The organism is Ensifer sp. 4252 (assembly GCF_050434565.1).
GTDB lineage: Bacteria > Pseudomonadota > Alphaproteobacteria > Rhizobiales > Rhizobiaceae > Ensifer.
In genome coordinates this window covers 1-9,793 of the sequence record NZ_JBNDIU010000057.1, presented here as the reverse complement: position 1 = coordinate 9,793, position 9,793 = coordinate 1, and the positions used below count along the sequence as shown (strand labels likewise).

At 57.7% G+C, this 9,793-nt stretch carries 11 protein-coding genes and 2 pseudogenes; 8 read left to right on the top strand and 5 right to left on the bottom strand.

Annotated elements, in window-relative coordinates:
* The first annotated feature begins 102 nt into the window (after positions 1-102).
* Both ABIE33_RS35850 and ABIE33_RS35845 read left to right on the top strand, forming a co-directional pair.
* A complete protein-coding gene (locus ABIE33_RS35850; RefSeq protein ID WP_429133866.1) occupies positions 103-510 on the top strand; it encodes a VOC family protein in 408 nt (135 codons plus the stop codon).
* A gap of 575 nt (positions 511-1,085) precedes the next feature.
* Complete coding sequence (locus tag ABIE33_RS35845; protein WP_429133864.1) at positions 1,086-1,277, top strand: hypothetical protein; 192 nt, start codon at positions 1,086-1,088, stop codon at positions 1,275-1,277.
* A 101-nt stretch (positions 1,278-1,378) separates the two neighbouring features.
* Here ABIE33_RS35845 and ABIE33_RS35840 read toward each other — a convergent pair whose 3' ends face one another.
* Positions 1,379-2,449, bottom strand: a complete 1,071-nt coding sequence (locus ABIE33_RS35840; RefSeq protein WP_429133863.1) for a class I SAM-dependent methyltransferase — start codon at positions 2,447-2,449, stop codon at positions 1,379-1,381.
* 369 nt (positions 2,450-2,818) lie between these two features.
* Entirely contained in the window at positions 2,819-3,145 is a 327-nt protein-coding gene (locus ABIE33_RS35835) for a GYD domain-containing protein (RefSeq protein WP_429133861.1), read from the bottom strand.
* 483 nt (positions 3,146-3,628) lie between these two features.
* Between ABIE33_RS35835 and ABIE33_RS35830 the strand changes: the two genes are divergently transcribed.
* From ABIE33_RS35830 to ABIE33_RS35820, 3 genes are read left to right on the top strand one after another with little or no spacing between them, the layout of a single operon-like run.
* Positions 3,629-3,874 carry a hypothetical protein gene (locus ABIE33_RS35830; RefSeq protein ID WP_429133859.1) on the top strand — a complete coding sequence of 82 codons (246 nt, stop codon included), beginning with the start codon at positions 3,629-3,631 and terminating at the stop codon, positions 3,872-3,874.
* 15 nt (positions 3,875-3,889) lie between these two features.
* A complete protein-coding gene (locus ABIE33_RS35825) occupies positions 3,890-4,135 on the top strand; it encodes a hypothetical protein (protein WP_429133857.1) in 246 nt (81 codons plus the stop codon).
* 4 nt (positions 4,136-4,139) lie between these two features.
* Positions 4,140-4,406, top strand: coding sequence for a hypothetical protein (locus tag ABIE33_RS35820; RefSeq protein ID WP_429133856.1), 267 nt, complete (start codon positions 4,140-4,142; stop codon positions 4,404-4,406).
* A 355-nt stretch (positions 4,407-4,761) separates the two neighbouring features.
* Here the strand turns inward: ABIE33_RS35820 and ABIE33_RS35815 are convergent, their stop codons facing one another.
* Complete coding sequence (locus tag ABIE33_RS35815) at positions 4,762-5,109, bottom strand: hypothetical protein (RefSeq protein ID WP_429133854.1); 348 nt, start codon at positions 5,107-5,109, stop codon at positions 4,762-4,764.
* A gap of 221 nt (positions 5,110-5,330) precedes the next feature.
* Here ABIE33_RS35815 and ABIE33_RS35810 point away from each other — a divergent pair, with 221 nt between their 5' ends.
* The 3 genes from ABIE33_RS35810 to ABIE33_RS35800 all read left to right on the top strand — a co-directional run bounded on the left by ABIE33_RS35810 (position 5,331) and on the right by ABIE33_RS35800 (position 8,978).
* Positions 5,331-7,679, top strand: a complete 2,349-nt coding sequence (locus tag ABIE33_RS35810) for a PBP1A family penicillin-binding protein (RefSeq protein ID WP_429133852.1) — start codon at positions 5,331-5,333, stop codon at positions 7,677-7,679.
* A gap of 462 nt (positions 7,680-8,141) precedes the next feature.
* Positions 8,142-8,597, top strand: a complete 456-nt coding sequence (locus tag ABIE33_RS35805; protein WP_429133850.1) for a hypothetical protein — start codon at positions 8,142-8,144, stop codon at positions 8,595-8,597.
* Between the two features lie 30 nt (positions 8,598-8,627).
* Positions 8,628-8,978 (top strand): DUF982 domain-containing protein, encoded by a 351-nt coding sequence (locus ABIE33_RS35800; RefSeq protein ID WP_429133848.1) that lies wholly within the window; start codon positions 8,628-8,630, stop codon positions 8,976-8,978.
* A gap of 93 nt (positions 8,979-9,071) precedes the next feature.
* Here ABIE33_RS35800 and ABIE33_RS35795 read toward each other — a convergent pair.
* Together ABIE33_RS35795 and ABIE33_RS35790 are read right to left on the bottom strand one after the other, a co-directional pair.
* Positions 9,072-9,221 (bottom strand): annotated as a pseudogene (locus ABIE33_RS35795) (IS110 family transposase); the annotation flags it as partial.
* 33 nt (positions 9,222-9,254) lie between these two features.
* A pseudogene (locus ABIE33_RS35790) lies at positions 9,255-9,793 on the bottom strand (4Fe-4S dicluster domain-containing protein); the annotation flags it as partial.

Here is a 9,793-nt window from a genome sequence, read left to right as displayed (position 1 = left end):
TGCCGATCGGCGCCAATGCCGGTCAAAATATAACCGAACCCAGGGAAAAGCCGCCAAATGAAGGTGTTTTACCCCTTGAGTTCTTTCATTGGAGAGACAGCCATGCTTGATCATACAGGATTCGTTGTAACCGACCTTAAGCGCGCTCGTGCCTTTTATGACGCTATCGCCGCCGCCCTGGAACTCCAGACCATCGACAACGGCGACGGGGCATTTCTGCTTGGAAAGAGCGTACAGCAACCGATCCCCTACCTGTGGATTGGTACGACGCGCCCTTCTTACTGGGCACAAGGTTCGCGGGCTGGACTAAACCAGACCCACATCGCGTTTCAAGCCGAAAGCAAGGCCATGGTTGACGAGTTTCATCGAGCAGCCATGGCCGCGGGTGGAAAAGACCATGGCAAACCTGGACCACGACAGGGGGCAGGCGATTACTATGGAGCCTTCGTGCTTGACCCCGATGGCAACAACATCGAAGCCTGTGCACGCGGCGGCGATCTTTCTCGTTAGCGTAAACCGCGCGACAGGTAGCTCATGTTATCGCGCCGATCTGCCTGGCTTTTGCCGCTCCGAGCTGCTGCCGACGGTTTCATTCGCCGCCTTCGGTGCGATCATGGCCTTGCAACGCCTTTACCCAGCCTCAGGCCGGCGTAAAACCGCCTGAACGATCCTGCGCCGAAAGAACAGGACAAAAGAAGCTTGCGATATTCAGGGCAGCCATCCCCGGCTGAAGAAACAAAGAGGCTCTCGGGCTAACAAAAAAGGCCGGGGCGAAACCGCACCGACCTTCCTCATCATCGCTAGTTAACCAGTGCCAGTACATCCGTGGTCAAAAGTCTAAAGCGACGCGGTGATTGCGAGCGGCGATTCATTCAGCGCTCATAAGCAATACCGATGAGGGGTGTATAGGGGGCCATTGTGTTCGAAACAAGTTCCGGTCACGTCTCAAAGCTTCCGTAACCAATCCCATGTTTGGCGGGCGGGCGCGATGTCGAAATACGACACATGTCGTATGTCCTACCTTCCACGTTGGCTCTACCCGAGGTTTCCGCTTTTTGCGGTGGATCGAACCAAGGAGACTACCAATGAAAATCGTTATCGCCGCAGTGGCATCCCTCGCCATGGCGGGTTCTGCCTTCGCTGCTGTACCGTCGACATCCGACGAGAGGCGGCCATCAATTAAGGTCAAGCAGCTCGAATTGGCAGCAGGCAAAAACCGTCCGGGCCAAGTTACGACATCGTCGGACAAGATCTCGAACGGCAGGACCTTTCGCTGATCCAACGTAACGCAAAAAGGGCGGCTTCAGCCGCCCTGAACGTCGGCATTAGTAAAAAAACGACCAGGCTTCCGAATGCCGCGAAAATCGTCCGCCTTGCCCTACGATGACAGGCGCGCTTCCAGAACCATGTTGAATGGTCCCGTGACAACTCTCCTGACCTGCTCAAAGCCACCTGAGCGGATGACCTCGGAAAGCTTTGCCTCGCCAGCCTGAGCACCTAACCCTTCGCCCACTTCCTGATCGAGTGAAGTTGGCACGCAGATCATGGTCGACGCATTATAGTAGAGGCGACCGACGGGATTCATGTTTTCTTCGGGACGGTCGCCTGCAATAGGCTCCACAACCATCCATGAACCGTCCTTCTTGAGAATGCGGCGCATATGATCGGCACAGCCACGCGGATCGCCCATGTCATGAAGACAGTCGAAACTGGTCACGAGGTCGAAGTCCGTATCCTTGATTTCCTTGGCTGTTGCCGCGACGAACTTGACCCGGCCATCCACCCCGTGGGTCCGGGCATGGCTCTTAGCCTCTGCGATCGAAGGCTCGTGAAAGTCGTAGCCTATGAAGCTGGAATTTGGGTACGCTTCCGCCATTAGAATTGTCGAGAAACCGACGCCGCACCCGACGTCGGCAACCTTGGCGCCCGACCCGAGCTTCGCCTCGATGCCTTGAAGTGCTGGCAGCCAGGCCTGAACGATGTTGTTCACATAGCCCGGGCGGAAGAACGCCCCCGTCGCACAGAACAGGCATCCTGCTGAATCACCCCACCGAACGCCAGCGCCGGTCCGGAAGGCGTGTTCGACCTTCGGTTCTCCTTCGATCATCGCAGCCGCGAGATCGAAAGCGCCCTCGAGGTAGACTGGGCTGTCCCGATTGACGAACACCATCGCCTGCTCGGGTGAGAGACTGAACATCTGAGAACGACTGTCGTAGTCGATGTATCCATTGGCCGCCTGTGCCAATGCCCACTCCCTGACGTATCGCTCCGTCAGCCCGCCCGCGGCAGCCGCGAGGCCTTCGGCCGTGACCGGGCCGTCTCGATGCAGTGCCGTGAATAAACCTAGTCTCAAGCCGACCCTGACGGTTGGGATGCTGAACGCTCCGCCTAGATCGCCGAGCATTTTGCCAACGAACAAATGAAGTTTAGCTTCGTCAAGCTGTGCCATGCCATTCCCTCCCCTATAATCCGTTGGTTGGTGGGAAGAACGCTAGCCGCGTATGGCGCACCAGTGAGCGCTCCTATGGCGCGGAATATAGCCGAAAGGCAGCGTTCTGTCATATCAACACCTGCTGCGCGCAACGTGGGCCACTGTATCTGCAGGGTGCGGAGCTATCTCGCCAGAGGGTGATTGAACGAGGAGCAGTCCATATATGCGCCGAATGTTATGTCTCGGCAAAGACGGCGTGTGAGGGGGCCATTGAATCAACCTGTGGCGTGGCAGGCGTATTGCCCGTTTGACCCGTTGTTTGCATGACTCCGAAAACGCGCCATCGGACAGGAACAGAGCGATGGATCGGAAGCAGCCCGCGGCCGCCTACGCTGCGGGTCGGCGATACCGGATCGACTTTGCCTTTTGCAAGGCGTTCACGGTATCTTCGACGCTGAGGAGGACAGTAGTCTCAATAGAGCTGAGGGCGCCACCCGCACCGATTGCAAGCGCGACAGCCGCCATCGATACGTTGTCAGGAGCCTCCCACAGATTCCAACCATCATGCTCGCCAAAAGCGTACCAGAACCCATGGAGCTTTCCGCCAACGGACTCGATGTAAGTACGCGCCGCCTCTCGGCGGTCCTCAGGGTTTTCGATCATGCGGGCCCAGGTCTCGGGCGTGTAGCTGAAGCGCGTGAGATACATGGCCATGGATTTGCCTCCTCCTTCAGATCAATACAGTTAACGCTTATGTCAGACCGACTTCCAGTCATTTCGACTGTCTGGATCTGCCGTTCAGAATTGCTTCAGCCGGGTGCCGGATAGCGTCGCGAGGCTAACTCTCCGCGGACGGAGGACGTTGCCCTTGGGCGGTGCGCGATTTTCAAGGCGACCGAGCGCGACGGGACATCCGCAACTCTTCTGGAACAGTCGAGCAGTTCCGGCGTTGCTTATGCATGGAAACCCAGCACCACACTACACGACCATCCTCCGCGGACCGCGAGACCTGCAGCCTCAAGGAATTCGCGACGGTTTATGACCAGGGCGCCAACCGTGCTCTGGAACTCTATAAGCGGTTCGGGCCAGTGCGATTGAAACTCGATATGTCGACCGGTTATTCGCCAATCAACAAACTCGAAATCATGAGCCAGCGTGCGCGGCGCTAAGGTTTTAAAGACTTTAGGGAGTGACGGAATGCCCGCCGAGCAAGACTTTGATGCCGAAGACTTCTTCGACCGTCTCGCGGCGATGAGTAACGACGAGCTGTTTGCGGTCATGCAAAAGCTTGAAGAGGAAAGCGCAGACATTCCTTCCGAGCAACGAGACGTCAGTGATGTGTTCGCAAAAATCGCCTTGGTGGAGACGGCCATTGAGGAACGCTTTCCGGGCCAGCTTCTAGCGCCCTACAAGGATTGGCAACAGCATCGGACCGATATCTGATCAGGAGCGCGAATTATGACCGAGAGATCTGAAAGCACCGAACGACTGTTTCAACAGCTCGATGCTCTTGTTGCTGACATCATCGACCAGTTCGCAAGTCAAGGACATGGAACTGCGGTCGTGATTGAAACACTGCAGGACGTTCTGGCAAAGCGGCGTTACGCCTATGAGCGTGATCCCGATCCGGCTGAGGAAGATGTCAACGAGCCTGCAAACGACTGGCCGGGCGCCGATAATCGCCGCACCACGACAAAGGAGTAGCAACATGCTCCCGTCCATGGATCATCCCAACGCACTAGAGACAGCGAAAACACTCACACGCTCGCAGCAGAATGCGTTGAGAGCGATCGCGTTTTTCCGCCGGCAGCGAAAAGTGGGTAACGTTTGGCTTGTTGGTGACAAGCGTCTGTCGGAAAAGATCGTGGCGCGACTGGAGCAATTGGACCTCGTCGAAGAGAGTTTCGTGGGTGGCGAGGCGTTTCTGCAACTGACCATTGTCGGGCAAGCGATAAAGGCGCGACTGTTGCAATAACTCCGTGGCGGCTCTAGCCGGGACGATCCAACCAAGCCGTCACCCGTTCGGACATGTCTCTCCGCTCAAACTTTGCCACGTTGTTCCGCGCGATTGGAACTCACGCTCGATTTTGAGGTTTAAGATGGATCGTGAGGTTCATCATGCGGCTGCAGATCTATGCTTTCGGTGCTTCATTCGGCTTGGGCACCTTAGCAACCGCTTTGGTCATGAGCGCGGGGGATTAATCCAGTACGCTCGCCACATTTGTAAGGTTGGTACGTGCTCCATCCGTGCCCCCGTGCGCAAAAACGACATCAGCGTTATCGATTACACCGCAACTCCCGCAACTCCGATGCTTGTCCCCGACACGGGCCTAGCTGAGCCGAGGACAGCCCGGTCGATTGGCAAATGCTACGGTCACGAACCGCCCGCGTCGTTGTCCGTCGATGACGATCTGTCTTCGCGTAACAGCCTGGATTTCCGGATCACGGACTCCGAGCCTCGATGCACGACGAAGCGCTTGGCGCTCACTGCAGCCAGGCCGCTCGTATTCGTCGTCGTAGTATCGGCGGTCTCGTTCTCTATCGCGCAGTTCCAGATCAGGGCGCCCGTCGGGCCCGATGTAGAGGTCCAGCGACTGCGCCGACGTGGATGAAGCGGCTGAGAGGGCGCCGACCGCGACCAGGGTTGCCGCCAGAAAGTTGTGAATGGACTTTTGCATGTCCGCCTCCTTAATAGAGTTCAGTTGAACCTATTGAAAACCTAACGAGGAAGGCAGACTAAGGTTCCCGATATCGACGCCAATCACGACGGCGCGGAGGGGACGAAAACCCGTTGCCGTTTTGCAGCGCTCCGTATCCATCACGGCCGGTTGCCATCATCGCCTTTCTTCTGCCCTTTCGCGCACTAATTTCTTACACGGAACAATAGCGCCGGCAGGAAATGACCCATTCCGCAGACAGCAGCTCAAATCAGACTGACGGTGAAAATGCCACCGCTTCAGTGGGCGCCGAACCAGCGACCCTTCAGGCAGCGGACGCACCGGCTCTGAGCCCCAAAGAAAGCGGGAAAGTGATTGCATCGTCCAGGCAAGGCGATCCGCAAATGACTGAGCCGCACCCGCCAGTCTTCACCGAAAGCAAGCGTGCGCTTCGCCTTCTCGCATCCGCTTTTCGCCGCGATCTCGGCACGGTTGGACAGCGTCTCTTGGCGGCCTCATCCGCGCTGAACAGGACGCTCAAATCGTCCGCGTGCGCTTTGCGCGCCCGAATCCTGCACAATTTTATGCGGAAGGCGGCGTCCACCCACGGCTCGCTCGGCAGAGGTATATCAGGAGCAATAGGTGCCATCGCCACGCCGGCATGGCTTCATGCCTTGCGACGTCCACCACGGTCATGGAAAGCCGGGATTTTGACGGTGTTGTTTCCCTTTTCATTCCTGGTGACCGGAACGCTGATCTGGGCGCTGAAGGATGTGCCGTGGCGCGAAATCGCCGACGGTTCCCTGAAACCGATCGTGGTCCTTGAAGCCGCGGACGGCAAACCGATCGTCAGGCAGGGCCCTTTTCAGGGGCCATATGCCCGGTACGAGGAGTTTCCCGTACATTTGATCGATGCCGTTCTTTCAATAGAGGATCGGCGGTTCATGGTCCATTATGGTGTCGACTTGAAAGGGATCATGCGGGCGGTCCTGAGAAACTTTCAGGCTGGCTCGGTCGTCCAAGGCGGCAGCACCATTACCCAGCAACTGATCAAAGTGCAGTATCTTGAAAGCGATCGTACGCTGAAGCGCAAGCTGCAGGAATTGGTCATCGCATTCTGGCTCGAGTGGAAGCTAGGCAAGCGCGAGATCCTGACGCGATACTTGAATTCCGTTTACCTTGGGTCCGGCGCGACAGGAATGCCCGCGGCCGCCCGGATCTACTTCAACAAGGATATCGCCGCACTCAACGTGCAGGAGGCCGCCATGCTCGCCGGGTTGCTAAAGGCGCCCAGCCAATTGAATCCGATCGACAACTTTGAAGCCGCACGTGATAGGACGACTACGGTCCTGGACGCGATGGTAGCAAACGGCAAGCTCGCGGCTGAGGACGCGTTCGCAGCCAAGGCAGAGTTCGCCGAGTTGCACCCGACCACTCCGACGCCGCGCTCGGGCAGTTGGTTTGCAGACTGGATCTCGCCTCAGGCCGGCGAAATTGCAGGAGCCTCACCAGGTTCGACGACAGTGCGCACGACGCTGGTACCGCGCCTTCAGCAGCTTGCCGAAGATGTGGTTGCTCGCAATCTTGATAAGGATGGGAAAGCGCTGGGGGCGTCGCAGGCAGCGCTGGTGGCGATGACGCCGGATGGAGCGGTCGTCGCCATGGTCGGTGGACGCGACTATAAGACCAGTCAGTTTAATCGCGCCGTCGCCGCCAAGAGGCAACCGGGCTCGACATTCAAGCTGTTCGTCTTTTATGCAGCATTGAAGAACGGACTTACCCTGCGTGATCAGGTCTTCGATGGCCCGATTGAAGTCGATGGGTGGTCGCCGCAAAACTCGACAGGCCGATATCGTGGTTGGGTGACAATTGCAGAAGCCTTCGCGCGATCTCTCAATGGCGCAACCGTTGCGCTTGCACAGGAAGTGGGCATCGAGAATATTGTCGCCGCCGCAAGAGAGCTTGGTATCGACAGTCCACTTAATCCCGTGCCGGCGTTGGCGCTTGGATCATCCGAAGTCAGTCTGCTTGATCTGACAGGCGCCTATGCCTCGATCCGTCTTGGCAAATCACCCGTCGAACCGTGGGGCGTGATCGATTTTCAGGCTTCGACACAAGTCAAGGCGTTCCGCGTCGGCCCGCTCACCACCGCTTCGACCGATCTCTCCTCCTATCAACAGGATCTGGTAAGCCTCTTGCAGCTCGTGGTCGAGCGCGGCACCGGGCGGGACGCTTTTCCGGGCGCATTCGCAGCCGGAAAGACCGGTACCAGCCAGAACAATCGTGACGCCTGGTTTGTAGGTTTTACGGAAGATCTTGTCGCCGGCGTCTGGGTCGGTAACGATGACGAGACGCCCATGAAGGGCGTCACCGGGGGAGCACTTCCGGCCCACATTTGGCGGGATTTCATGCAAGCGGCAATGGCGCAACCCGCGCCGCAAATCGATCCAGATACGGGGCTCATAACGAGCCAAAGAACGCCAGCGGCCTCCTGCAACATCCGGGCCTGCGCCCGGAGTTATCGATCGTTTCGAGCGTCCGATTGCACCTACCAGCCTTATCGGGGAGAGCGCCGATTGTGTGAGCGGTAAGGGGCCGCGTTGGGTGAGGATCGCCGTGCCTGGAGATGGTTGGGACATAGGGCTTTTTCCGGCTCTACCCGTACATTCTAATTTGATTGGCGGTCTGTCACGCACCTCGAGGGAACATCTAATGTTCGAATTGGTTCACCGGCACCGGGAAAGAGCCGGCCAGTCTCATTCTCACGGCTGTCGATCCCTGAAGTTTTTTCGCGGGAAGAAGCCACTATACGTTTAGTGGCCAGCCCCTATGTTGAGCGCCCTTTCCAATCAAGGTGTCGAGTACAAAGGCTGCCTTGTCCGTTTGGGCAAACCTGTAACACGCAACGCCGAGCAAGGGCCCAGTATGAAAGATTTGTTGGTATCACAGAGGCTCCTACAGGCAGAAGCTGATGCTCTTATCATCTGCAATTAGAAGACCTGCTCGGGACTGTTGGAGTTCCTGTCAGAGTTGGCAGTTCCGCGCTGGCCCTCATGGTACGCCGGGACGTTGACATAACCGTCATCTGCCAGACGCTCGATGCCCGTACGCTTGAGATGTTCTCCGATGTGGCCGGTAGGCTCATGCGGAGCTCGATGAATGTGCAATCAGTGAAATTTCGCAATGACCCCGGCGCCTGGAACCAGGAGCCAGAAAAGTATCCTGATGGCCTATATCTCGGACTGACCGTTCGTGCCCGAAATGATACGGTCTGGACCCTGGATATCTGGGCCGTCGATGATCCAATAACGCAGCCTGACCTCAATCACCTGAAGACCTTATTGCCGCGCATCACCGCCGAACACCGCGCAACGATTTTGACGATCAAGCACGTGTTGGCGGATAGAGCGCAAAGCCCGCCGAGCGCCCTTGTGTACGAAGCAGTCGTTGATAACGGCATCCGGACCGTCGAGCAATTCGAGACGTGGTTCAGCGAACGATCTGCGTGATGTAAATTTTCATGTTTGTGGCCGTCATCAATGATCTGCGACCCCGCGCAACTCGTGCGGAACGAAGAATGCATCTCGCCGTTATCCTACTTCAATGCCTCCCGCCATTACCCCTACGAAGAAAGGGTCAGGGCGATGATCGAAACTTGGAACGAATGCGTCATTATCCAGCTTCCCGAACTCGACGGGGTGCAAATGGTATGGACGCCCGCTCGGGCAGCGGTTCTGCTTAGCGACAGCTGGCCGGTGGACTATGGCGTCGCCTACACCAACGCCCTCAACAAATGCACGGACGCGATGCTTGGTACCTACCCTTGGGAACAAGCTCGAGAGGCCTTCGTAGAGGCGATTGCAGAGGCCAAGATCACTAAACTGCATTAACATCCTGCCGCCGACTTGGCCTTGCAGTCCATGATCATGCGTTGATCGTCAGGACTGCTTTCCCGGCAATCGTTCCTCTTTGAATTTCGTTCAGGATTTCGGCGGTTCGATTGCTGCAACGCAGGAGACGGCCGCGACGGCGCCGATACCTGAGATAGTCATCAGAAGCCTCGTAGCCTGGCTTTGCCGTGCAACTGCGAGCAACTGACGATCAAGATCCGCCACGCGCTTGCGCATGTCGCGCCGACGCCCGTGGTCGGGCTCAAATGTGCGACGTCACATGTTTGGATAGAACGGCCCCTCGCCGCCCTGCGGCGGCAGTTGATGTTCTGGTTCGGGTCCTTGATGTCGCAGGTCTTGCAGTGCACGCAATTCTGCGCGTTGATGACGAAGACCGGCTTGCCGTCCTTCTCCACCCACTCATAGACCCCGGCGGGACAGTAGCGCGTCGACGGGCCGGCAAAGACGTCGAGCTCCGAGGTGCGCTGCAGCTCCGGGTTCTTCACCTGCAGATGGATCGGCTGGTCTTCCTCATGGTTGGTGTTCGACAGGAACACCGAGGACAACCGGTCGAAGGTCAAAACACCGTCGGGCTTGGGATAGTCGATCTTCTGGTGCTGCGCTGCCGGCTCCAGCGACTGTGCATCGGTCTTGCCGTGTTTCAGCGTGCCGAAGAAGGAGAAGCCGAACAGCTGGTTGGTCCACATGTCGAGACCGCCAAGCGCCACGCCGATTGCGGTGCCGAACTTCGACCACAGCGGCTTGACGTTCCTGACCCGCTTCAGGTCCTGGCCGATGGCGCTGTCGCGCCAGCC

Excerpts from the sequence above, each read along its gene's own strand:
- ABIE33_RS35850 (WP_429133866.1), top strand. The coding sequence starts at position 103 with ATGCTTGATCATACAGGATTCGTTGTAACCGACCTTAAGCGCGCTCGT.
- ABIE33_RS35845 (WP_429133864.1), top strand. The coding sequence starts at position 1,086 with ATGAAAATCGTTATCGCCGCAGTGGCATCCCTCGCCATGGCGGGTTCT.
- ABIE33_RS35840 (WP_429133863.1), bottom strand. The coding sequence starts at position 2,449 with ATGGCACAGCTTGACGAAGCTAAACTTCATTTGTTCGTTGGCAAAATG.
- ABIE33_RS35835 (WP_429133861.1), bottom strand. The coding sequence starts at position 3,145 with ATGGCCATGTATCTCACGCGCTTCAGCTACACGCCCGAGACCTGGGCC.
- ABIE33_RS35830 (WP_429133859.1), top strand. The coding sequence starts at position 3,629 with ATGCCCGCCGAGCAAGACTTTGATGCCGAAGACTTCTTCGACCGTCTC.
- ABIE33_RS35825 (WP_429133857.1), top strand. The coding sequence starts at position 3,890 with ATGACCGAGAGATCTGAAAGCACCGAACGACTGTTTCAACAGCTCGAT.
- ABIE33_RS35820 (WP_429133856.1), top strand. The coding sequence starts at position 4,140 with ATGCTCCCGTCCATGGATCATCCCAACGCACTAGAGACAGCGAAAACA.
- ABIE33_RS35815 (WP_429133854.1), bottom strand. The coding sequence starts at position 5,109 with ATGCAAAAGTCCATTCACAACTTTCTGGCGGCAACCCTGGTCGCGGTC.
- ABIE33_RS35810 (WP_429133852.1), top strand. The coding sequence starts at position 5,331 with ATGACCCATTCCGCAGACAGCAGCTCAAATCAGACTGACGGTGAAAAT.
- ABIE33_RS35805 (WP_429133850.1), top strand. The coding sequence starts at position 8,142 with ATGGTACGCCGGGACGTTGACATAACCGTCATCTGCCAGACGCTCGAT.
- ABIE33_RS35800 (WP_429133848.1), top strand. The coding sequence starts at position 8,628 with ATGATCTGCGACCCCGCGCAACTCGTGCGGAACGAAGAATGCATCTCG.